The following is a 22,322-nucleotide window of genomic DNA, read 5'->3' as shown; positions in this document are numbered from 1 at the left end:
CCCGTTCACCGAGCCACCCGTTTTACGGGTGGCGGCGACTTACGGCAGCCAAAGGAAACAAGATTGACCGGCTCAGACAGGGCACACTCCATGAAATTCCGGAATACCCGGCAGGAATCATCCGGAATATGGGCATACTATATCAGGACGTGTTTGGAAAACACACAGGAATACACCGGAACGGACAGGAGGTGCCTGCATGGATTTATCGCCGGGATTTAAGCGTATTTTGGTCTTTTTATATATAAGATACCTGCCTGGGATTTTTTGGGATTGGTTGATGTTGTTATTATTTACAAAAACATCTTGAAATTTCATTTTCTTTGTGCTATATTATCCATATATAGTAGTAAACGTTTTCAAAGAATGTTTCATGAATAAATCGGAAAATTGTAAGTAAAATGGTTGCAGACCAGTTGGTTTCAGCACATATTTTCTTTGGAATTCATAAAAATAACGTGCCTATGCTGTAAACGTTTTCAAGATAACTGAGAATAGGGGGCAGGAAAATATGAAAAAGGGCAGTGTAACAATTATAGATGTGGCAAGGCATGCAGGGGTCAGCATTGCCACGGTTTCCCGGGTACTTAATAATAGCGGGGTGGTAAGTCCCGAAGCGGCTGAGAAGGTAAACCGGTCTATTAAAGAATTATCATATGAGATGAATGCCCTGGCAAGCGGGCTCAAGCGCGGCAAGACAAAAGTGATAGGTCTTATCATACCGCGGCTGACCAATGTGTTTTTCATGCAGGTTCTTGAGGGGCTGGAAGCAGTGGTTTCCGAATCCGGATACAGCATTATTTTGTCAGTGTCTGAGAATGACCCGGAAAAAGAAAAGAAGATGTTTGATAAGATGTCCTCCTACATGGTAGATGGACTGGTCATAGCCACAAGTACTACGGATGGAACCATGTTTAATGAAAGTAACCTCCCGATTGTCCTGATTGACCGAAGGCTAAAGGATGCCAAGGTGGATATGGTTACAGATGAAAATTATCTGTCATCCCGCAAACTGGCCGGAATCGTGATTGAAGCAGGACACAGAAAAGTCAGCGTTGCCAATGGACTGCTGCCGCATCTGCCATTTATGCAGGAGCGTTTTAACGCATGTAAGGATGCGCTGGAAGAAGCGGGGATTTTGCTGGAAGAGCGGTACATAGTGGAAGGAAGAAAGGGCAGGAACATAACGCTCTCAGAGATAACAGCCATATTGGCGGAGTGGAAAGAAAAGGATATCATGCCTACGGCCATGATTTCCCTTAATGGAAAACTTACAGAGAATATCATGACGGCCGCAAGGAAGCTGGGAATACGTATTCCCGGGGAGCTGTCGCTGGTTTCCTTTGGGCAGCTGGGTTCGGAACTGATAGAGCCCAAAGTGACTGCAGTGATTCAGGACGGACACCGGATTGGGAAAAAAGCAGGGGAGTTATTAATTGCAAAACTGGAAGGAGAGGGCAGGGCCATGTATAATAGCGAGGTTATATTTAACTGTGAGATAGAGGAGGGGAATTCTGTAAAAAAACTCGAGTAGAGTTTTTTTGATAGGTTTGTAAACGTTTACAAGGAGGGGGAGATTAGAAAGATGGAGAGTGGATGTTTCATGACACAAAAGGAAAGGGCGGAATTGGAAATCTTCGCAGCCAACATACGTAAGACCGCGTTACAGCAGATTGCCTCGGCAAAGAAGGGGCATGTGGGTGGGACCATGTCTGTCTCCGATACAATTGCGGTATTGTATGGGAGGGAGATGCGATATGACCCAAAGCATCCAAGGGATGAGGAAAGGGACCGTCTGGTCATGTCCAAGGGCCACTGCGGCTGCAGCCTTTATGCGGCATTGCTGTTAAAGGGTTTTTTCCCGGAAGATTGGAAAACCACCCTGAATAAGCTTGGGACCAGGCTCCCAAGCCATTGTGACAGGACAAAGACACCGGGAATCGATATGTCTACAGGATCATTGGGGCAGGGATTGTCCGCTGCGTGCGGGATTGCCTGGGCGAATGAGCTGAACGGACGGAATGTGTTTACCTACTGCATCATGGGGGATGGGGAATGCCAGGAGGGGCAGGTATGGGAAGCATTGATGTTTGCCGGATTCCACAAACAGAAGAAACTGATTGCATTTGTGGACGGAAACAAAAAACAGGTGGATGGAAAGGTTCAGGAAATCCTGCCCACACAAGGAATTGGAGCCCATGCGCAGCTGTTTGGGTGGTATGTACAGACAATTGATGGACATGACGTGGGGCAGATTGCAAAGGCGGTCGAAAATGCAAAAGCCCAGGATGAAATGCCATCCTTAATCTGTCTGGACACGGTCAAGGGAAAGGACTGCAGCTTTGCAGAACACATGGAATTCAATCACGGGATTGGTGTCAATGACAGGCAGCTTGCAGAGGCAGAGACGTATTTGAATCAAAAGATTTCAGCATTGATGCAGCAGATGTCAGAAGCACATGAAAAGATACCGGATCAGGGGGGAGATGGGAAAGAATGTTAACAAAAATAGAAAATACATACCAGTTGGATGAGGAAGACCTGCGGGATGCCTATATCAATACCCATATAAAGATGATTCAGGAAGGCAGGCCCATTGTCCTCATTACGGCGGACTTTACTTACGGAATGGGGATGCTTGGGTTTGCCAGGCAATATCCGGAGCATTTTGTGAATATGGGAATCGCGGAACAGAATATGGCCAGCTTTGCAGGCGGGATGGCTGAAGAGGGAATGATGCCTTTTATACATACATTCGGGGTATTTGCCAGCAGAAGGGCCCTGGACCAGATTTATATATCGGATGCGTACAGCCGCCTTAATGTTAAGGTGGTGGGGGCTGACCCTGGTTATACCTGCGGGCATAACGGCGGCACCCACATGGCCATGGAGGATGTTGGCATATTCCGTATGATTCCTGAGGCTTTAATTGTGGAACCCACGGATTCTGCCATGGTTAAGGGAATCCTGCCCTTGGTTTCGGATCATGAAGGGTTTGCGTATATCCGCCTTGCAAGGAAAGGCAGCATGAAAATATACAAGGAGGGCACCAGGTTCAGACTTGGAAAGGCCATGCATCTGAGGGAGGGCAAGGACCTGACAATTATTACAGGAGGGATGTGTGTCGGGGATGTCCTAAAGGCAGCAGACCGTCTGGAGGAGGAAGGGATACATGCCAGGGTGCTGGACATGTTTACCATAAAGCCGGTTGACCGTGAGGCGGTACTGGCCGCGGCACAGGAAACAAGAGGGATCCTTACGGTGGAGAACCATTCCAGGCACGGGGGGATTGGCAGCGCGGTATTAGAAGAATTGGATGATAAAAAAGGGATTCGGGTTGTGAGGATGGGAAAAGAAGATGTATTTGGGGAGGTGGGAACAGAGAAGGAGCTGAAAGGTCTTTATAAACTGACTGCGGCTGATATTGTGAGCCGGGCAAAAGAGATGATGGGGCAGTAACAGGATTCTTAAAATGTTAAAGGAGAAAGGGGAAGAACTATGAAAAAAGTGAGGTTAACAGCGTTATTACTGGTATCGGCACTATGTGTATCCGGCCTTGGCGGGTGTTCTAAAGGCAAAGAGGAGCCAAAGGCAAGTGAGGCAAAAACAGAGGCCGCAGCCCAGGGCACAGGGGAAGCTTCCGGTGAAGTAAAGATGCAGAAGCTTATTACCAGCCACCATACCTCCGCCCACGGGCTTCCAAGTTACATTGCACTTAAAAAGGGGTGGTTTGAAGATGCAGGGCTGGACGTTGAACTTATGATATATACGGCAGGCGGCCCGCAGATGGAGGCGCTGGCAACCGATGCATGGGAGATTGGTACTTCAGGAACGCCCGGCGCTGTTATCGGTATGCTTAATTATGGGGTTAAGGTAATCGGCATGAGTATATTTGATAACCCTTTAAACAAAATCTACGCCAGGCCTGACAGTGACCTTGTGAAGGCAGGCAAAGGAAACAATGAGACAAGCAGTGAAATCTATGGTACGGCTGATGACTGGAAGGGAAAGGAGTATCTTCTGACAAAGGGGACAACCCAGGAAATGGTACTTCAATCAACACTTAAAACAATGGGGTTGACAACGGATGATGTGAAGATAACAAACCTGGATACGGCCGCATCATTTTCAGCGTTCAAGTCAGGCAATGGAGACGCTGTATCGCAGTGGGTAACGTTCTGCCTGCAGGCAGAAAAGGAAGGGTGGATTCCGGTAACAAGCGCGGACGCGGTCGGCATGGATATCAGCAACCTGATTTTTGCAACGGACGGCATTATCAAGGATCGCCCTGATGTGGTGCAGACATGGTTAAATATATATTTAAAAGCATGTTATTGGATGAAGGATAATCCGGAGGAAGCGGCTCAATATTTTTACGACTATTGCCAGGAGTATGGTATGAACAGCACACAGGAAGATTGCATGAATCTGATTGAACTTACAACAGGAGCTCCCGCCATTGAAGAGCAGAAGGCATGGTTTACCAAAGAAACGGATGGAAAGAGTAAGCTTCAGAAGAACCTGATTGGCGACCTGATGACCTTCTTTGTGGACCAGAGCATATATTCACAGGAAGAAAAGGACAAAGTAATGAGTGATGAGTGCTACGACCCGCAGTTTATTAACAATGCAGCTGCAGAGTAACAGGAATCATGTAACAAAAAGCCGGAGCGGGCCATCCGGAGACGGCCCCTCCGCTTTGTCAGGCAGGAGATTAATGTGAAAAGAGAGATTAAGAATGCAGCGGATTATGAAGCGCTGTATAAACGGGAAAAGTTAAAGTATATTGGCCTGTCAGCAGCAGGAATCATATTATTTTTGTCAATATGGGAAATTTCAGTGAGAACCGGCCTTGTGAATCCGTCAAAGCTGGTCCCTCCATCCGAAATCCTGGCAGGCTGTTACAAAAAGCTGTGGGATAAAAGCCCGGACGGGGCCACGCTGATGCAGAACCTGTTTGCCAGCCTCAGGTTATCCCTGAGCGGGTTTGGGATGGCAATCATGATAGGGACTCCTTTGGGGCTTTTAATGGGATGGTATAAACCAATTCAGAAATTAGTCAACCCGGTCTTTGAATTGATACGTCCCATACCTGCCATTGCCTGGATACCGCTGATTATCCTGGTTCTTGGAATCGGCAATCTGGCTAAGTCTTTTATTATCTTTTTTGCTGCGTTTGTCCCAATTGTCATTAATTCTTATACTGGAATCCGTCAGGTTAATAAAACATATGTGAATTTTTCAAAAACCTGCGGGGCCAGCAACTGGACCATCTTTCTGAAAGTAGGGGTTCCATCTTCACTGCCAATGATCTTCGGGGGATATAAGGTTTCACTTGGCAATGCATGGTCAACCCTTGTGGCAGCGGAAATGCTGGCATCTGACAGAGGTCTTGGCTACATGATCCTCATGGGACGTCAATATGGAAAAATCAACATAATCCTCATGGGAATGGCTGTCATAGGCGTGGTGGGAGTCATCCTGTATGCACTGTTAAGCATAGTGGAGAGCTATGTTGTGAAAGGACGGTTTGGCTCATGAAAAATAAGAATATATGGCTGAACCTGCTGTCGGTTCTATCAATTGTCTTTTTAATTCTGGCCTGGTGCGCGGTTTCCATGAATCCGGATGGGATGATCCCAACACCCTTTGCCGTATGGGAACGTTTCCTGCTGCTTTTGGATAAACCAATCAGCGGCGCCCATATCGGCATCCACATAGCAGACAGCTTGCGCAGGGTTTTTATGGGATGGCTGATTGCAACCCTGGCCGGAGTCCTGTTCGGATTGATGTTAGGATGGAACAAGGTGTTTTCTGCTGTATGCAAGCCCGTATTTGAGATGATCCGCCCCATTCCCGCCATTGCCTGGATCCCTCTGATTACAATCTGGCTGGGCGTGGGTGAGACATCAAAGATAGTGATTGTTTTCATCGGTGCGGTGATGCCCATTGTGGTCAACACATATACAGGTGTTTCCATGGTTCCGGAACTGAACATCAATGTGGGAAAGATATTTGGGGCCAACAGCCGACAGATGTTTTTAAAGGTTGTACTTCCCTCCTCCCTTCCCGCCATATTCGCAGGCCTTAAAACCGCGGTGGGGGTAGCGTGGACAGTGGTGCTGGCAGCAGAAATGATTTCAGCTAAAACAGGTCTTGGCTATATTGTTAATCTTGGTTCCAACAGCGCGGACATTGCGCTGGTTGTCATTGGGATTATTGTGATTGCGGTAATCGGCGCATTGCTGTCAGCAGTGCTGACCAGGGTGGAAAGGTGGTTGTGCCCGTGGAAAGAAGAGTAAAGCTGGGGCTGGAGGACATTAATAAGACCATGTTTTCCAGAACCAGGGCTAATTTGATTATAGATGGTATCTCATTTGATATTTATGAAAATGAATTTTTGGTCATACTGGGCCCGGGACAGGCTGGCAAGACAGTCCTCTTAAATATGATAGCAGGGCTATACCCGCCCACATCCGGCAAAATCCGATATGAGGGAAAGGAACTTCACGGTGTGGACCCAAGGATATCCATGGTATTTCAGAAAACAGCGCTGCTTCCATGGAGGACGGTCATGGGAAATGTATCCTTTGGCCCGGAACTGGCAGGGCGCCCGGCTAAACAGATAGAGAAAGACGCCAGACATTATATTGACCTTGTGGGGCTGGATGGATTTGAAAAGAGCTATCCCCGCCAGCTGTCCGGAGGTATGAAGCAGAGGGTTGGGATTGCAAGGGCCTATTGTGCCGGTCCGGAGGTATTGATTATGGACGAACCGTTCGGGGCCCTTGACGCACAGACCCGTTATATGATGGAAGACAAAATCCTGGAAATCTGGGAAAAGGAAAAAAAGACCATTATATTTGTGACAAACAATATCGAGGAGGCCTGTTACCTGGGTGAGCGTGTGATCCTTCTCAGCAGGTGTCCGGCCAAAGTCAAGAAAATATATGACTTAAGCGATTTTCCAAGACCCAGGGACAATCTGGATAAGGAATTCATGAGGATACGGCAGGAGATTTCTGCCAATACGGATCTGCCGTTTTAGGGACAGGATGGAGGGCTTATGGAAGAAGTAAGAGATAAGGTCCAGGTAATGAATCTTTCAAAGAGCTTTGGGGATTTAAAAGTACTGGAAAACTGCAATTTTTCAATCAGGCAGGGGGAATTTGTCTGTGTGGTAGGACCCACGGGCTGCGGCAAGACTACATTTTTAAATCTGTTATGCTGTCTGATTAAACCTACTTCAGGGAAAATCCTGATTGACGGCCAGGAGGCAGATCCTAAAAAACATAATTTTTCCTTTGTATTCCAGGAACCGTCGGCATTTCCATGGCTTACGGTGGAGCAGAACATGCGTTATGGATTGGAACTGAAAAAAGCGCCCAAGGCATACATCGATGAACAGGTGGAAAAGGTCCTGGACCTGATGGGAATGGAGGATATGAGGAAGAAATATCCTTGTGAGTTATCTGTCAGCGCTGAACAGAAAATTGTGATTGGCAGGGCCTTTGCAATGCAGCCTGACCTGCTGCTTATGGATGAACCTTATGGACAGATGGATATAAAAAGCAGGTTCTATCTGGAGGATGAGGTGATACGGCTGTGGCGGGAACTGAAATCAACCGTAATCTTCATCACACACAACATTGAAGAAGCCGTATATCTTGCGGAGCGTGTCCTGATTCTTTCCCAAAAGCCGGCAGCTGTAAAGGAGGAAGTGACGGTCAGCCTGCCATATCCCAGGAATATTGCAGATGATGGGTTCATGAAAATACGGAAGTACGTGACAGACCAGATCCGTTGGTGGTAAAGGAGCAGAACGTGGATGATTTATTTGATTTGACAGGAAAAAAGGCAATCGTCACAGGGGCGGCCCAGGGGCTTGGAAAGGCCATGGCCCAGGGCCTTAACAGGTACGGCTGTGAGATAGTGGTTTTGGATTTGAATAAGGAGATAGACAGGATTGCAGAAGACATGGCGGGACAGGACGCCCCCATACATGGAGTGGTCTGCGACCTCTCAGATGAAGAGGACTTAAAAAGAGGGTTTGACAGGGCATTGGAGCTGCTGGGGGGAAGGCTCCATATCCTGGTCAATAATGCCGGAGTGAACCTGAGGAAAAGCCTTGCTGAATGTACTGCGGATGAATGGGATTTTGTTTTTAAGGTTAATTCCAAGGCCCCATTTCTTCTGACTCAGATGGCGGCAGCCGTGATGAAACCCCAGAAATACGGGAAAATCATCAATATTGCCTCGCTTCTGGCCTTTGTGGGCGCATTTAACAATGCTTCTTATGCGGCCTCCAAAGGTTCTGTTTTACTTCAGACCAGATCCTTTTCCAACGAACTGGCATCCCATGGAATCTGTGTGAATGCCATTGCCCCGGGATATTTTAAGACAGACCTGAATTCACCGGAAAAGATGAAGGTCTTGGGCGAGGAATTCCTGACCAGTATTAACCTCAGGATTCCGGCAGGCCATTGGGGGGAGCCTGAGGACCTGCAGGGCGCTGCGGTTTTCCTTGCTTCCCGGGCATCAGATTATGTCACGGGACTTTGCATTAATGTGGATGGAGGCTTTTTGGCCAGATAGGAGGACTTAAGTTGAAGGCAGTATACATAACCAAAGAACATAAAATGGAAATCAGGGAACTTCCAAAGCCTGATATCAGACAGGAGGATGATGTATTGATTCGGATTACCGCCGCATCCATCTGCGCCTGTGATAGTGAAATAGCAGAGGGAAGCCATCCTTTTGCAGGAACAGACATGATCCTGGGCCATGAATTCGGGGGGATTGTTGAGGCGGCGGGAAGTGCTGTCACTGATTTAAAACCAGGAGATAAGGTGTGCGTGGATCCGGTGACATCATGCGGCAGATGCCCGTCCTGCAGGCGCGGCAGACCAAATATATGCCATTCCCTGCGGACCATGGGGGTTCACAGAAACGGCGGGTTTACGGAGTATGTGTGCGTCAGCAGGAAACAGGTTTATGCGTACAGGAACCAGGCAATTCCCAATGAACTGCTGTCCCTGGCAGAACCGTTCAGCATAGGCGCCCAAACCAATTACAGGGCCAATACAGGGCCCCTTGACAAGGTCTTGGTCATTGGTTCCGGCGCGATCGGGCTTTGTGCAATGCAGGCGGCCAGGATGCGCGGCGCTGCAGTCATGGTAACCGATGTAATAGAAAAACGTCTATCCCGGGCATTGGATATGGGGGCAGAGTTGACAGCGGATGTGTCAAAAAAAGATTTTCAAAGGTCCGTAATGGATTTTACCCATGGACAGGGGGCGGATGTCATAATTAATACGGCATGTGTGGGGGGCAGTATGGAGGAAGCCATAGCCGCGGCAGCCTACGGGGCAAGGATTGTGACCGTGGGCCTGGTTTCCCGCCCAAGCCTGATACCGCAGTCCGAACTGACGAAAAAGGAACTGGACATCTATGGGTCCAGATTAAGTACGCGCCTATTCTCCACGGTAGTGGATGGCATTGACAGGGGAAAACTCACACCAGACAGACTGGTTACTCATAGATTCCATTTTACGGATATTGAAAAGGGGTTTGAAATCATAAAATCCCAGCCTCAAAATGTGTGCAAGGTGGTTCTTACATTTGATTAAGGCGTGTCTCTATGAAATAAGAGGAGGGTATGGATGAGAATAGATTTTGAATATGGGACAGGCGTTATGGGGGCAGAGCTTCCGGATGAACTGACAGATGTGTTCATTCCCGGAAAAACAGTGCCGGACCCCCCGTATATCCCGGAGGACCTGGTTGAGGAGAAAACCAGGGAATCGGTCAGGAATCCCATTGGTATGGAACCCCTTAGCAGGCTGGCCCATAAGGGCAGCAAGGTTACCATAGTGATTCCGGATATTGTAAAGGGCGGAACACAGCCCACCTCCCACAGAAAGGTATCCATTAAGGTGATACTGGAGGAATTATATGCAGCCGGGGTGGAGAAAAAGGATATCCTCCTGATTTTTTCCAATGGCCTTCATCCCAGGACAAACGTTTCAGAGATGAAGGCTATCCTGGGGCCGGAACTGTTCGGGGAGTTTCACGGATCCGGACAGATAATCAGCCATGACAGCGAAGATTATGAGCATCTGGTGGATTTGGGATGTACGGCCCGGGGGGACAGGGTCATCATGAATAAGTATGTCCACGACTCAGATATCGCCATCCTGATTGGACATACCCAGGGCAATCCGTATGGAGGATATTCCGGTGCTTACAAACATTGCGCCACAGGTATCACGCACTGGAGGAGCATAGCCACCCACCATGTGCCGGAGGTCATGCACAGAAAGGACTTTGTCCCGGTCAGCGGGACTTCCCTGATGCGCTCCAAATTTGATGAAATCGGCATGTACATGGAAGAATGCATGGGCAGTAAATTTTTCTGCTGCGATGCGGTTCTGGACACCTGTTCCCGTCAGATTGAGATTAACAGCGGATACGCCAAGGAAATGCAGGCCTTGTCCTGGATTACCGCGGACAAACGGACCTATGTCCATTGGGCGGACAAAAAATATGATATCATGGTATTTGGCATGCCTCAGGATTTCCATTATGGTAATGGCATGGGGACGAATCCCATCCAGATGATGCAGGCCCTCTCAGCACAGGTCATCCGCCATAAGCGGGTCATGAGCGAGCGCTGCGTCATAATCTGCTCTTCCATCTGCAATGGATATTTCCATGATGAGCGGTGGCCTTACCTGAGGGAACTTTATGATATGTTCCAGCATGACTATAATCAGATCCTGCCGGATATGAACCGCTATGGCGAGTACTTTGCCACAAATGAGGAATATATCCGCAGATACCGGTTTGCAGGCGCATTCCATCCGTTTCACGGATTCTCAATGATGAGCTGCGGCCATATTGCGGAAATGAACACGGCTGCCATCTATATTGTCGGGGCCCAGGAGCCGGGGATTGCCCGCGGGATGGGATTAAAGACAAGGGCCAGCTTCGAAGAGGCGCTTAAGGATGCCATGAAGAAATATACCGGGGACCGGCCAAACATCCTGGCCCTGCCCATGACATTTAAGCTGGGAGCAGTACACCTTTGCATGAAAGAATGATGGAATCCGCTCCTGTGCCCTGGGCGTGTTCCGGTAGAAGTAGGTGAAAAATAATAAAGGCTTAAGGGAATTTTCATTGATATTTTTTTCTCCAGGTGTTAAGCTTCAGTAAGGTGTATAAAGACCACACCATTTATCATACAGCACAGGAGGAGACATATCATGAAGAAACATTCATTCATCATAGCAGCCGCGGCCATGGCGGCAGCCGTTGTCCTTGGGACCGCGTGTACCAGGAAGCCGGCGGTGGAGACCATGGAGACAGTCACCACTGAGGCGCCCACGGAGGAAACCACAAAGCCGCAGCCCACAGCGACACAGCCCGAGGAGACCTCGGCCGAGGCGCCGCAGTACAAGGAGATGTACCATATGCTTCAGGGCACCGTGACCAAGGTTACGGGCGACGGGGAGGTGTTCACCCTTCGGGCGGACGATGGCAGGGATTATGATATCCGTCCGGCTGACATACGGGATGTGGAGGTTGAAATCGCGGAGGACGTGCAGGTTGCCATTGCCTACATCGGCGCGCCTTTGGGAGACCTTAAGGACGTGACCCTGGTGGTGGCGCTGCCGGAGCAGGAAGAGTGGAGCATCCTTACGGAGAAGGGAACCACCACGGCCAATGCCATGAGCAGCTTTACCATGGAGACGGACGACGGACAGGAACTCAGCTTTTTAAAGGATAACTGCCCCATTGAGGACGGGGCCCTGGCCGGGGACAGCGGGGATAAGCTGAGCGTGACCTATGTAAATTCCCAGGGTGTGAACTATCCGGTGGAGATTAAGTCTGCAAAGTAAGGGCAAATCTCCGGGATTTTATGAAAAACCCTTGCAAAATAAGCATTTTCCTTGTACAATCTGATAATGGGTAAACAGCGTGGAAGAGGGGCCGTATATGACCCCTCTTTTGATGGATAGCAATATAAAAGCAGATAAAAGAAAGGGTACGAACATGATTAGTGCAAGCAACATATCCCTTCGTGTGGGCAAAAAGGCATTGTTTGAGGATGTGAACATTAAATTTACGGAAGGCAACTGTTATGGGCTTATCGGCGCCAATGGAGCGGGAAAGTCCACATTCCTCAGGATCCTGTCCGGCCAGCTGGAGCCTACCAGCGGGGATGTCATCATCACACCGGGACAGAGACTTTCCTTCCTCCAGCAGGACCATTTTAAATATGATGGTTATACGGTCCTTGATACGGTCATCATGGGCAATAAAAGACTGTATGAGATAATGAAGGAAAAAGAAGCCATCTATATGAAGGAGGATTTCACGGACGAGGACGGCATCAAGGCAGCTGAATTGGAGGGTGAATTCGCCACCATGAACGGCTGGGAGGCTGAGTCAGATGCGGAAAGCCTGTTAAACGGCCTTGGTATTGAGACTGACCTTCACTATGCCCAGATGGGCAGCCTGCTGGGCGCCCAGAAGGTAAAGGTGCTGCTGGCCCAGGCCCTGTTCGGCAATCCGGATATCCTGCTTTTGGACGAGCCTACCAACCATCTGGACCTGGATGCCATTGCATGGCTGGAAGAGTTCCTGATTAATTTTGAGAATACGGTAATCGTGGTGTCCCATGACCGTTACTTCCTCAACAAGGTCTGCACGCAGATTGCGGATATTGATTATGGCAAGATCCAGCTGTTTGCGGGAAACTACGATTTCTGGGTAGAGTCCAGCCAGCTGATTGTTAAGCAGATGAAGGAAGCCAACCGCAAAAAGGAAGAGAAGATTAAGGAGCTGCAGGAATTCATCCAGCGTTTCTCTGCCAATGCCTCCAAATCCAAGCAGGCAACTTCCCGTAAGCGCGCACTTGAGAAGATTGAGCTGGATGACATCCGTCCCTCCAGCCGTAAGTATCCTTACATTGATTTCCGCCCTTTCCGTGAAATCGGCAACGAGGTCCTGACCGTGGAACACCTTTCCAAGACCATTGACGGCGAGAAGGTACTGGACGATATCTCCTTTATCCTGGGTCGTGAGGACAAGGTGGCCCTGGTAGGGCCCAATGAGAGGGCCAAGACCGTCCTGTTCAAGATCCTGTCAGGTGAGATGGAGCCGGATGAAGGAAGCTACAAGTGGGGACTGACCACGTCACAGGCGTATTTCCCCAAGGACAACAGCGCCGAGTTTTCCAATGACGACACCATTGCGGAATGGCTGACCCAGTATTCTCCTGAAAAGGATGCCACCTATGTCCGCGGATTCCTGGGACGTATGCTGTTTGCAGGCGAGGACGGCGTGAAGAAGGTGAAGGTGCTGTCCGGCGGTGAGAAGGTGCGCTGCATGCTGTCCAAACTAATGATTTCCGGGGCCAATGTGCTGATGTTAGACGAACCCACGGACCACTTGGACATGGAATCCATTGACGCCCTTAACCGGGGTATGATTAAGTTCTCCGGCGTATTGATTTTCTCCTCGCGTGACCACCAGATCGTGCAGACCACTGCCAACCGTATCATGGAGATCATAAACGGGAAGCTCATTGATAAGATTACCACATATGATGAGTACCTTGACAGCGATGAAATGGCCCGTAAGAGATTTACGTTTACCATTACAGAGAGCGAAGAGGCTGACGATTAATAAAGGTGTACTCCTGGAGTACACAGAGATAAAAGGGAGGCAGGATGGTTATCCTGCCCCTTTTTGCATTAAGTGGCTGGCGTTGGTTTCCTGGACGCCGGAAAGGGAAGTGTATGAAAAAACAGTATAGGGTAATACTGGCAGCGGCGCTTGTGCTGTCCCTGGCAGGCTGCCACACACAGGAATCCAGGATTGATCCGGAGGGAAGTGCGGGGCAGGGAACAGGGACCACGCAGGAATCAGGGGCCACGCAGGGCGGCACGGCGCAGGCGGACCAGGGAACGGATAAGGGGCCTGACCTGGGGGATGGGGACCAAAAGGACGATGGGACTATTTATAAGGTGGGAAAAATGGGGGATGATTATATCCTGCCGGATGCACTGACCCATGTATATACCCAAAAGGAGCTTGCCGGCCTGACCCAGGAGGAACTGCGCCTGGCCAGGAATGAGATATATGCAAGGCATGGGCGGCAGTTTAAAAGCAATGACCTGAACCAATACTTTTCACAGCAGCCCTGGTACCAGGGGACCATTTCCCCGGACCGGTTTGACGACAGTGTGCTGAGCCCCAATGAAAGGAATAACCTGAAGGCCATACAGGGTATGGAGACAGGGACAGCCGTCTGCTCCATCCCCATAATCGGGAAGGAGGAATTTCCAAGGATAGACGGTTCCACCGCAACCCTGCCCATTTCCCAGGCCATGTACAGGATGGCTACAGGGGCTTCCAGGATGGAGGCAGAGTCCGCCATCACCCATGAAAAGACAACTCAGGCATGGATGTCCCTGTTTGCGGGATATGTTTCGCCTGAGAACCGCCCTGAACTTGTGATTGCCTATGAGCCGGGGGATCGGGTGCTGGAAGCCTTTGAAGAACCGGGAAATGAAGTCATCATGAAGCCCATTGGCAGGGACGCCCTTGTATTCCTGGCCAACCGGTCCAATCCGGTCCATTCACTGACCCGCAGCCAGATTGTGGACATTTATTCAGGCAGGACCACCAACTGGAAGGAGGTGGGCGGGAAGGACCGGAAAATCCAGGCCTTCCAGAGGCCAATGGAATCAGGAAGCCAGAACCTGATGGAAAAGCTGGTGATGAAGGGAAAGAAGATGGCAGGGGCGCCTGTGGACCTGATTGTAAGCGATATGGAAGGTCTGCTGGAGAATGTCTCCGCCTATGACGGAACAGGCGATGCCCTTGGGTATTCGGTTTATTATTATGCCAGGAACATGTACCAGAAGCCGGAGCTTACCTTCATGGCAGTGGACGGCGTCATGCCTTCCAGCGAGACAATCCGCAGCAAAAGCTACCCCTTTGTCAATGATTTTTATGCTGCCGTCAGGGCGGATACGCCAAAGGATTCCAAGGCATACGAACTGTTTGAATGGCTTACGGGGGAGGACGGACAGTCCTTGATCAACGGCCTTGGATATGTGGGGATTGGGGACGGGGCCAAAGAACTGCCCGCTAACCTGCTTGCGCCGGATGAGGATTTTACCGCGGCCATCCCGCTGCCGCAAGGACATGTAATCCTGGCAGACGGAGATTATCTGCTGGGTGAGCAGGGGATTGGGGTGTTTGATTCCCATATGAACCTCCTTCAGTTCATCAGCCATGTGGACTGTGACCAGGTGTCCCTGTTTTTGGAGTGCAGCCGCGACACCGTGCTTCCCATGATGGATACGATGACCGGCGGATACGGCCATTATTCCATTGGAAAGAACCAGTGGGTGGACCGGGAACAGGACCAGGATGACACTCCCTTTTACTGGCAGGAGGAAGCTTTTGCAGAAGCCCATCCCCAGCTGCTTCAAAAGTATGGAGTCACGGCAGAGGATGTAGAAGTCCGCTTTTACGGGGAATATGCGGGAGTCTTTGTCATTACGGACCAGCAGGCGGAACATTATTATGACCCTAATGGGAAGTTCCTGCTGGATTATGAAACAGGAGGCAAGGGTGAGGAGGAGCTGCCCTCCAGGTATGTGTATGGCATAGATGACCATATGGCCTATATAGAAATCATAGATTACAGGAACCGTGACAATCCGGCCAGCGTCCAGTACCATATTTACAAGGACGGCCGCCTGATGAAAACCTTGACAGATGAAGGCGGGAACATATCGGATATAGAACCACATTTTTATACCAGGAGCATTGGCAATTACCTGTATTTTTATAATTACCAGGATGAGCCGTGTGCAAAGTTCCTGTATGGATATTACGGCAGCGATTAACAATAAGGACAGCCACAGGATCATAAATGGATCAGGAGGAAATGATGATGGAGAAAATAGCAAGCTTCAGTATTGACCACGTGAAATTACAGCCCGGGATCTATGTATCCCGCAAGGACAAGGTGGGGGACCAGGTGATAACCACTTTTGACCTGCGCATGACAAGCCCCAATGAGGAGCCGGTCATGAACACCGCGGAGCTTCACACCCTGGAGCATCTGGCGGCAACCTATCTGAGGATATACAGCGGACAGGGGGACAAGGTGATTTACTTCGGGCCCATGGGCTGCAGGACAGGATGTTATTTCCTGATGGCCGGGGATTATGGTTCCAGGGACATCCTTGACATGATCATCCATACATTCGAATATGTGCGTGATTTTGAAGGGGTAATCCCGGGGACAGAGCCAAAGGACTGCGGAAACTGTCTGGACCACAACCTGGACATGGCAAAGTACGTGTCAAGACGGTATCTGGAAGTGCTTTACCATATTGATGGATTTCCGGAATCCAGGCTTGTGTATCCGGAACAGTAGGAGGTCAGACAGATGGCAAAATTTATTTCATGGAATGTAAACGGGCTGCGGGCCTGTGTCGGCAAGGGGTTCCTGGATTTTTTCAAGGAAATTGATGCGGATGTATTCTGTATACAGGAAAGCAAGCTGCAGGAGGGACAGATTGACCTGGACCTTCCGGGGTATCACCAGTACTGGAATTATGCCTTGAAAAAGGGATACTCCGGCACAGCCATGTTTACCAAGGAGGAACCCTTATCCGTATCCTACGGCATCGGAATGGAGGAGCATGACACGGAGGGCCGGGTGATTACGGCTGAATTCCCGGATTACTATGTGGTTACCTGCTATACGCCCAATTCCCAGGACGGCCTTGCAAGGCTGGACTACAGGATGAAATGGGAGGATGATTTCCTGGCCTACTTAAAGGGGCTTGAGAAGGATAAGCCGGTGGTTTTCTGCGGGGACCTGAACGTTGCCCACAAGGAGATTGACCTTAAGAATCCCAAGACCAACCGGAAGAACGCTGGATTTACGGATGAAGAACGTGGGAAATTCACGGATTTGCTGGCAGCCGGGTTTGTTGATACCTTCCGGTATTTTTATCCGGATGCAGAAGGGATTTATTCCTGGTGGTCCTACCGTTTCAGCGCCAGGGCCAAGAACGCAGGGTGGCGCATTGATTATTTCTGCGTGTCGGAAAGCCTGAAGGACAGGCTGGTTGGCGCGTCCATCCATACGCAAGTCATGGGATCTGACCATTGTCCGGTGGAGCTGGTGATGGAGTAGGAAGCCAGAAAGACAAAAATAAAGACTGAAATATTAATGATAAAAGACCCCACAGAAGATTTTTATGGGCTGTGAGGTCTCTTATTTTGTCTAGAATCCGATATCATGGCTATCCATGCTGTCAAAAACCAATTTAAAAGTTGATTTCTTAGATTCATCCAGATGGAGAAGAAGTTTTTCTGCGGCAGCATTCCAATCCTTCTGAAGACAGTTCACAATAATGTCCACATGCTCCTTAAAGGTTTCCTCCAGACGGTTGTTGGATACGTTGCCGGTCATGTAGCGGAAGCGTTCGCTCTGGGTCTGGATTAATTCATAGTTTTGTCTCAGGTATATATTAGGACAGGCGTTGACAATCAGCATGTGGAAGGAGGAATCCAGGTCATAAAAATAATTGTTATTCTGAAAGCATTCGCTGTCAGCATTCTTGCATGAAAAAATCTGATAGAACTCATTGAGCCGGTCCTCGGGTATGAGCGAACCATAATTGATTAAAATATAAGGCTCATACATTTTACGGATTTCGAATATCATATTCACATCCTTGATGGAAAGGGTGGTGACCATGATTCCTTTTTTGGGTCTTATTTCCAATAGCCCTTCCTGCTCCAAACGGCTCAGAGCGTCACGGACAGGTGTTCTGCTTATCTTTAACTGGTCTGTTATTAATTCCTCGCTTAAATAAGTTCCCGGCGCATATTCGCAGGTAATAATCTTTTGTTTAATGCTGTTATATGCCAGGGTTTTTAGATTCGTTTTTGCCATTTCCCCATAGCTCCTTTTATGTGTGCGTACATGTATCCCTCATTGTATCTTAACATAGATACTGGATTCCTTCAAGCAGAAGGGAGATGATATGATATTGTGACCACTAAATTAAAATAGTTAAAATGCATAAAAAATACCAAAAAATTTTAACAATTTTAACAAAGGATACAAGAATAGACAAAAAAATATTGACAACTTGGATACTATTTAATATACTTTGATGTATACAACAAAGAATACATTGAAGGCAAGGGAGGATAATGAATGAAGGCTATGTATATAAAGGCGCCTGGTCAGGTAGAGTTCAAAGACATTGAGATGCCGGTGCGGAAAAAGGGTGAGGTGTTACTGAAGATTTTGTACGGCGGAATCTGCGGCAGTGATTTGGGCTCTTATAAGGGAACCTTTGCTTACTTTGATTATCCGCGTATACCGGGACATGAATTCTCCGCGGAAATAGTGGAGGCTGACAGGGATAATGGCCATGGACTTCGTGCCGGTATGGTTGTGACCTGCAATCCTTATTTTAACTGCGGACACTGCTATTCCTGCGAACACGGGACCGTGAATGCCTGCATGGATAACCAGACCATGGGATGCCAGAGAGACGGGGCATTCCAGGAGTACATAACCATGCCTGAAGAACGGGTCTACGACGGAAAGGGGCTGGACCCAAGGCTGCTGGCTGCAATTGAGCCATTCTGCATCAGCTACCACGGAGTAAGCAGGGCCGGGGTAACCGAAGGTGACAGGGTTCTGGTAGTGGGGGCAGGAACCATAGGTGTGCTGGCCGCCGTGGCAGCAAAGGCCAAGGGGGCCCAGGTCTACATTTCCGATGTATCCCAGGGGAAGCTTAAGATGGCAACGGAATTTGGCGTGGACGGAGTACTCCTTAATGATTCCTCAGAAGCTTTTAACAGGAAGGTGAGTGATATCACGGACGGGGATGGATTTGATGTGACGATTGAAGCAGTGGGGCTTCCTTCTACCTTCCAGAACTGTATAGACGCGGCCTGTTTTGGTGGGAAGGTAGCTGTCATTGGTGTGGGCAAGAAAAACCTGGATTTCAATTTTACACTGCTTCAGAAAAAGGAGCTAAATGTTTTTGGGTCCAGAAACGCATTAAAGAAGGACTTTGTGGAGTTGATTGATTTGGTAAAAGAAGGTAATACACCGGTGGAGCGTATCATCACCAATATGTATAGGTTTGAGGACGGAGCCATGGCATTTCATGACTTTGCCAATAATCCCGGCAATATGCTGAAGGTAATTCTGGATTTCACAAAAAATTAAGGCGTGTTTAATGGTTGCTTTCCGTTAGCTGTGCATAGCGGAGTGCGTTGGTACCCGGCACAACGGGGCGGAAAAAAATAAATATATTATGGATGATGGAGGGAACAAGGATGAAATTAAGAAAATTAGCGGCATTAACCATGGCAGGGGTATTGGCGGCAGCAGGTCTGTCTGCATGCGGAGGTGGTTCAGCGCCTGATACAGGCGCAGCGGCAGAGGCAGGGGAAAGCAAAGGTCAGGCGTTGGCCGGAGATAATGCAGAGCCGGATGTTGTCCTGCAAGTGGCCTTTGAAAATTCCGGTTCCGAACCAGTGGGCGCTGGCTGGGAAAAGGCCCAGGAGCTCATAAGACAGAAGTCCGGCGGCACCATGGCCATTGAGATTTATCCGGATTCCCAACTGGGAGATAAATCATCCCTGATTGACTCTATGCTGTTAGGGGAGAATGTATGTACCCTGGCGGACGGAGCGTTTTATGCGGATTACGGTGTACCGGATTTTGGTATTGTGTTTGGTCCCTTCCTCTTTGACAGCTGGGAGCAGTGCTGGACCTTGACAGAATCCGACTGGTATAAGGAACAGTGCGCCAAGCTGGAAGAAAAGGGCTTGAAAATCCTGTCTTCCAACTGGGTATATGGAGAGCGGCATATCCTTACTACCAAACCGGTCAACACGGTAGAGGATTTGAGCGGGATGAAGATTCGCGTTCCCTCGAATGAAATCCAGTCCATTGGCTTTGATGTGCTGGGGGCCACCTCTACAGGCATGTCTCTTGGTGATGTATATCAGGCCCTGCAGACAAAGACCATTGATGGCGCGGAGAACCCCCTGGCCACTTTATACGGAAGAAAGCTTCATGAGGTTGCTCCCTATCTGATTCTGGACGGTCATGTGAAGAATTTCACTACCTGGGTCTGCTCCGCTGATTGGTTCAATTCCCTGACCGCCGAACAGCAGCAGTGGCTGGTTGAAACCGTGGAGGAAGCCGGGGAGTATAATAACCAGGTACAGGAAGCGGCTGATAAGGAATACTTGCAGCTGATGAAGGATGAGGGCGTTACGGTTGTGGAACCCAGCGAGGAGGTGCTTAAGGGATTCAAGGAAAAGGCGCAGGCATTCTATACCATGGGAGACAGATTCGGCTGGTCCCAGGGACTGTATGACACGGTTAAAGAAGCAATGGGGGAATAAGGAGAAAGACTTATGCAAAGCAAAAATAAAAGTAGGCTGTCCTGGCTGGGGGATTTGGATATAATAGTTGCAGCAGCAGTTCTTTCCGTGCTGATTGTGCTGACATTCATGGGAGTCATATGGCGTTATCTTTTCAAAGCGCCGTTTACCTGGCTGGAGGAAGTCCAGCTGGCCTGTATGGTGTGGATTGTGTTCGCAGCTGCCGGCGCAGCCTTCCGAACCGGCAACCATGTTGCCATTGAAATGATTGTAGATATGATGCCGCCTAAAATACAGAAAGTGATGGAGGTGGTTATATCCGTTGTGGTTGTGGCTGTTATCGGGTATCTGTTTAAGCAGAGTATCGGATTCATACAGATGTTTTTAAGAAGCGGCCGTTCCACCAGCATGTTGAAAATACCTTATGCAGGAATCTACGGAATCGCCATGGTTTCCTATATTGATATGATAATCAGCTATTTCTACAGTCTGGCAAAAGGTGTTAAGTCTGAGGCAAAGGAGGCAGCAAGCAATGAGTGATATATTAATACTGGCGTCCATTGTAATGCTGGCGCTGCTGTTTTTAAAGGTTCCTGTATATATTGCGGTTTTGGGAGGCTCCATGGTCTATTTCCTTCTGAACCCGGATATTAACTCCATTGTTTTTGCCCAGCAGGCCATCGTGGGTACGGAAAAGATATCCCTGCTGGCAATCCCCTTCTTTGTGTGCGCCGGTATTTTCATGAATTATACAGGGGTGACCAAACGTATTATGAACTTCTGCGAGGTGGTGACCGGACGGCTTCCCGGGGGGCTGGCCCAGGTGAATGTGCTGCTGTCAACGGTTATGGGAGGCTTATCTGGTTCCAACATCGCAGACGCTGCTATGGAGTCCAAGATGCTGGTGCCGGAGATGACGAAAAAGGGATTTTCCCTCGAATTCTCAAGTGTGGTAACAGCCGCCTCATCCATGATAACACCCTTAATCCCACCGGGTATCGCAATGATTCTTTATGGCTGCATTGCCAATGTATCCATTGGAAAGCTGTTTATCTCAGGGATTGGCGTGGGCGGGCTGCTGTGCGTGACCATGATGATTCTTGTGGGTATCATTTCCAAGAAAAGGGGGTATGGAAACCTCAGCACTGAGAAAATGAGCTGGCCCAGGTTCTGGAAGGTTTTCAGGCCCGCCGTACTGCCGTTGCTGCTCCCCGTCATCATCATCGGGGGAATCCGGATTGGCGTGTTTACCGCTACGGAGGCAGGAGCTGTTGCCATCATCTATGCCGTAATCCTGGGTATTATATACAGGGAAATGAAGCTGACGGATTTGTGCCGCGGACTGAAGGAAACCGTATGCACCACGGCTTCCATCATGTTGATTGTATCCGCTGCCTCCGTATTCTCCTGGATCCTGACCAAGGAACGGATTCCTCAGATGCTAACAGAGTGGATGCTGGCCACCATCCACAGCAGAATCGTGTTCCTCATAGTGGTTAATATTTTCCTGCTTATTGTGGGCATGTTCATAGAGGGAAATGCCTCCATGATTATCCTGGTACCATTGCTGGCTCCCATTGCCGCCTCCTATGGTATCAATGAAATCCAGTTTGCAATGATATACATCTTCAATAATGCAATAGGGGCTCTATCACCGCCAATGGGGACACTGATGTTTGTGACCTGTTCCATCACCAAATGCAAGACAGCTGACTTTATTAAAGAGGCTGTTCCCTTTTACATACTGCTGGTAACCAACCTGCTGCTTTTAACCTGGTTTGAGCCGTTTACCACATTTTTAGTAAATCTCTTTTATTAAACAGCCATATTTACCAGAATTCATCGGGACCATGCCACCA

General features: G+C 49.0%; 22 protein-coding genes. 21 read left to right on the top strand and 1 reads right to left on the bottom strand.

Annotated elements, in window-relative coordinates; genetic code table 11:
- The 17 genes from DWX59_RS29070 to xth form a co-directional block, all read left to right on the top strand.
- Positions 1-248 (top strand): hypothetical protein (locus DWX59_RS29070; protein ID WP_207660456.1); only part of this gene is annotated, 248 nt, incomplete at its 5' end.
- A 263-nt stretch (positions 249-511) separates the two neighbouring features.
- On the top strand, positions 512-1,534 hold the full coding sequence (locus tag DWX59_RS21895; protein WP_117561363.1) for a LacI family DNA-binding transcriptional regulator: 1,023 nt from the start codon (positions 512-514) through the stop codon (positions 1,532-1,534).
- Positions 1,535-1,585: 51 nt separating this feature from the next.
- The gene (locus DWX59_RS21890; protein ID WP_117561360.1) at positions 1,586-2,503 is read left to right on the top strand and encodes a transketolase; all 918 of its coding nucleotides are present in this window, start codon (positions 1,586-1,588) and stop codon (positions 2,501-2,503) included.
- Positions 2,497-3,459, top strand: coding sequence for a transketolase family protein (locus DWX59_RS21885; RefSeq protein WP_117561358.1), 963 nt, complete (start codon positions 2,497-2,499; stop codon positions 3,457-3,459). The genes DWX59_RS21890 and DWX59_RS21885 overlap by 7 nt, the downstream gene beginning before the upstream one ends.
- 39 nt (positions 3,460-3,498) lie before the next feature.
- A complete protein-coding gene (locus DWX59_RS21880; protein WP_117561356.1) occupies positions 3,499-4,644 on the top strand; it encodes an ABC transporter substrate-binding protein in 1,146 nt (381 codons plus the stop codon).
- Between the two features lie 75 nt (positions 4,645-4,719).
- Positions 4,720-5,541, top strand: a complete 822-nt coding sequence (locus DWX59_RS21875) for an ABC transporter permease (RefSeq protein ID WP_117561354.1) — start codon at positions 4,720-4,722, stop codon at positions 5,539-5,541.
- Complete coding sequence (locus tag DWX59_RS21870) at positions 5,538-6,302, top strand: ABC transporter permease (RefSeq protein WP_117561352.1); 765 nt, start codon at positions 5,538-5,540, stop codon at positions 6,300-6,302. The genes DWX59_RS21875 and DWX59_RS21870 overlap by 4 nt, the downstream gene beginning before the upstream one ends.
- Before the next feature lie 29 nt (positions 6,303-6,331).
- Positions 6,332-7,048: an ABC transporter ATP-binding protein gene (locus DWX59_RS21865; RefSeq protein ID WP_117561412.1), complete on the top strand. Its 717-nt coding sequence runs from the start codon at positions 6,332-6,334 to the stop codon at positions 7,046-7,048.
- Between the two features lie 18 nt (positions 7,049-7,066).
- On the top strand, positions 7,067-7,813 hold the full coding sequence (locus DWX59_RS21860; protein WP_117561350.1) for an ABC transporter ATP-binding protein: 747 nt from the start codon (positions 7,067-7,069) through the stop codon (positions 7,811-7,813).
- An 11-nt stretch (positions 7,814-7,824) separates the two neighbouring features.
- Complete coding sequence (locus DWX59_RS21855) at positions 7,825-8,595, top strand: SDR family oxidoreductase (RefSeq protein ID WP_227115992.1); 771 nt, start codon at positions 7,825-7,827, stop codon at positions 8,593-8,595.
- Between the two features lie 11 nt (positions 8,596-8,606).
- Complete coding sequence (locus DWX59_RS21850; protein WP_117561348.1) at positions 8,607-9,629, top strand: alcohol dehydrogenase catalytic domain-containing protein; 1,023 nt, start codon at positions 8,607-8,609, stop codon at positions 9,627-9,629.
- Between the two features lie 33 nt (positions 9,630-9,662).
- Entirely contained in the window at positions 9,663-11,102 is a 1,440-nt protein-coding gene (locus DWX59_RS21845; protein ID WP_117561345.1) for a lactate racemase domain-containing protein, read from the top strand.
- Positions 11,103-11,264: 162 nt separating this feature from the next.
- Positions 11,265-11,900: a hypothetical protein gene (locus DWX59_RS21840; protein ID WP_117561343.1), complete on the top strand. Its 636-nt coding sequence runs from the start codon at positions 11,265-11,267 to the stop codon at positions 11,898-11,900.
- A 154-nt stretch (positions 11,901-12,054) separates the two neighbouring features.
- Complete coding sequence (locus tag DWX59_RS21835) at positions 12,055-13,692, top strand: ABC-F family ATP-binding cassette domain-containing protein (RefSeq protein WP_117561407.1); 1,638 nt, start codon at positions 12,055-12,057, stop codon at positions 13,690-13,692.
- Positions 13,693-13,805: 113 nt separating this feature from the next.
- The gene (locus DWX59_RS21830; protein WP_117561405.1) at positions 13,806-15,929 is read left to right on the top strand and encodes a YARHG domain-containing protein; all 2,124 of its coding nucleotides are present in this window, start codon (positions 13,806-13,808) and stop codon (positions 15,927-15,929) included.
- 47 nt (positions 15,930-15,976) lie between these two features.
- Positions 15,977-16,465, top strand: a complete 489-nt coding sequence (locus DWX59_RS21825; protein WP_117561403.1) for an S-ribosylhomocysteine lyase — start codon at positions 15,977-15,979, stop codon at positions 16,463-16,465.
- 12 nt (positions 16,466-16,477) lie between these two features.
- Positions 16,478-17,233 (top strand): exodeoxyribonuclease III, encoded by a 756-nt coding sequence (xth, locus tag DWX59_RS21820; protein WP_117561341.1) that lies wholly within the window; start codon positions 16,478-16,480, stop codon positions 17,231-17,233.
- Positions 17,234-17,323: 90 nt separating this feature from the next.
- Here xth and DWX59_RS21815 read toward each other — a convergent pair whose 3' ends face one another.
- Positions 17,324-17,998, bottom strand: coding sequence for a GntR family transcriptional regulator (locus tag DWX59_RS21815; RefSeq protein ID WP_117561339.1), 675 nt, complete (start codon positions 17,996-17,998; stop codon positions 17,324-17,326).
- A 267-nt stretch (positions 17,999-18,265) separates the two neighbouring features.
- Between DWX59_RS21815 and DWX59_RS21810 the strand changes: the two genes are divergently transcribed.
- The 4 genes from DWX59_RS21810 (at position 18,266) to DWX59_RS21795 (ending at position 22,282) form a co-directional block, all read left to right on the top strand.
- Positions 18,266-19,294: a zinc-binding alcohol dehydrogenase family protein gene (locus DWX59_RS21810; protein WP_117561336.1), complete on the top strand. Its 1,029-nt coding sequence runs from the start codon at positions 18,266-18,268 to the stop codon at positions 19,292-19,294.
- A gap of 110 nt (positions 19,295-19,404) precedes the next feature.
- Complete coding sequence (locus DWX59_RS21805) at positions 19,405-20,484, top strand: C4-dicarboxylate TRAP transporter substrate-binding protein (protein ID WP_117561333.1); 1,080 nt, start codon at positions 19,405-19,407, stop codon at positions 20,482-20,484.
- A gap of 12 nt (positions 20,485-20,496) precedes the next feature.
- On the top strand, positions 20,497-21,003 hold the full coding sequence (locus DWX59_RS21800) for a TRAP transporter small permease (protein WP_117561330.1): 507 nt from the start codon (positions 20,497-20,499) through the stop codon (positions 21,001-21,003).
- Complete coding sequence (locus tag DWX59_RS21795) at positions 20,996-22,282, top strand: TRAP transporter large permease (protein WP_117561328.1); 1,287 nt, start codon at positions 20,996-20,998, stop codon at positions 22,280-22,282. Before DWX59_RS21800 ends, DWX59_RS21795 begins: the two co-directional genes overlap by 8 nt.
- Positions 22,283-22,322: the final 40 nt, after the last annotated feature.

Origin of the sequence: Enterocloster aldenensis, from assembly GCF_003434055.1 — a bacterium.
GTDB lineage: Bacteria > Bacillota > Clostridia > Lachnospirales > Lachnospiraceae > Enterocloster > Enterocloster aldenensis.
This window is presented reverse-complemented; position numbering and strand designations above follow the sequence as displayed.

Coding starts and splice junctions, on each gene's coding strand:
- DWX59_RS21895 (WP_117561363.1), top strand. CDS start 512: ATGAAAAAGGGCAGTGTAACAATTATAGATGTGGCAAGGCATGCAGGG.
- DWX59_RS21890 (WP_117561360.1), top strand. CDS start 1,586: ATGGAGAGTGGATGTTTCATGACACAAAAGGAAAGGGCGGAATTGGAA.
- DWX59_RS21885 (WP_117561358.1), top strand. CDS start 2,497: ATGTTAACAAAAATAGAAAATACATACCAGTTGGATGAGGAAGACCTG.
- DWX59_RS21880 (WP_117561356.1), top strand. CDS start 3,499: ATGAAAAAAGTGAGGTTAACAGCGTTATTACTGGTATCGGCACTATGT.
- DWX59_RS21870 (WP_117561352.1), top strand. CDS start 5,538: ATGAAAAATAAGAATATATGGCTGAACCTGCTGTCGGTTCTATCAATT.
- DWX59_RS21865 (WP_117561412.1), top strand. CDS start 6,332: ATGTTTTCCAGAACCAGGGCTAATTTGATTATAGATGGTATCTCATTT.
- DWX59_RS21860 (WP_117561350.1), top strand. CDS start 7,067: ATGGAAGAAGTAAGAGATAAGGTCCAGGTAATGAATCTTTCAAAGAGC.
- DWX59_RS21845 (WP_117561345.1), top strand. CDS start 9,663: ATGAGAATAGATTTTGAATATGGGACAGGCGTTATGGGGGCAGAGCTT.
- DWX59_RS21840 (WP_117561343.1), top strand. CDS start 11,265: ATGAAGAAACATTCATTCATCATAGCAGCCGCGGCCATGGCGGCAGCC.
- DWX59_RS21835 (WP_117561407.1), top strand. CDS start 12,055: ATGATTAGTGCAAGCAACATATCCCTTCGTGTGGGCAAAAAGGCATTG.
- DWX59_RS21830 (WP_117561405.1), top strand. CDS start 13,806: ATGAAAAAACAGTATAGGGTAATACTGGCAGCGGCGCTTGTGCTGTCC.
- DWX59_RS21825 (WP_117561403.1), top strand. CDS start 15,977: ATGGAGAAAATAGCAAGCTTCAGTATTGACCACGTGAAATTACAGCCC.
- xth (WP_117561341.1), top strand. CDS start 16,478: ATGGCAAAATTTATTTCATGGAATGTAAACGGGCTGCGGGCCTGTGTC.
- DWX59_RS21815 (WP_117561339.1), bottom strand. CDS start 17,998: ATGGCAAAAACGAATCTAAAAACCCTGGCATATAACAGCATTAAACAA.
- DWX59_RS21810 (WP_117561336.1), top strand. CDS start 18,266: ATGAAGGCTATGTATATAAAGGCGCCTGGTCAGGTAGAGTTCAAAGAC.
- DWX59_RS21805 (WP_117561333.1), top strand. CDS start 19,405: ATGAAATTAAGAAAATTAGCGGCATTAACCATGGCAGGGGTATTGGCG.
- DWX59_RS21800 (WP_117561330.1), top strand. CDS start 20,497: ATGCAAAGCAAAAATAAAAGTAGGCTGTCCTGGCTGGGGGATTTGGAT.
- DWX59_RS21795 (WP_117561328.1), top strand. CDS start 20,996: ATGAGTGATATATTAATACTGGCGTCCATTGTAATGCTGGCGCTGCTG.